Source organism: Blastococcus sp. MG754426 (genome assembly GCF_021699055.1).
In the GTDB taxonomy this organism is placed as follows: Bacteria; Actinomycetota; Actinomycetes; order Mycobacteriales; family Geodermatophilaceae; genus Blastococcus.
The window spans coordinates 1-306 of record NZ_SSXC01000202.1 but is presented as its reverse complement, the minus strand read 5'-3'; the positions used below and the strand labels follow the sequence as shown (position 1 = coordinate 306).

Genomic DNA, 306 nt, shown 5'->3' with positions numbered 1-306 from the left:
GATCACGAGCATCGCGGAGCAGACCAACCTGCTGGCGCTGAACGCCACGATCGAGGCCGCCCGCGCCGGTGAGGCCGGGAAGGGTTTCGCGGTGGTCGCGAACGAGGTCAAGGAGCTGGCGCAGGAGACGGCGAAGGCCACCGAGGACATCGCCAAGCGGGTGCTGGCCATCCAGGGCGACACCACCGCGGCCGTCTCGGCGATCGAGGAGATCTCCCAGATCGTCGCGCAGATCTCCGACCGGCAGACCACCATCGCCTCGGCGGTGGAGGAGCAGACGGCGACGACCAACGAGATGAGCCGGTC

Annotated in this window: 1 protein-coding gene; it reads left to right on the top strand. The window is 69.0% G+C overall.

Features of this window, described 5'->3' with window-relative positions:
* On the top strand, positions 1-306 hold a 306-nt coding region (locus tag E9549_RS22965), incomplete at both ends, for a methyl-accepting chemotaxis protein (protein ID WP_236828907.1).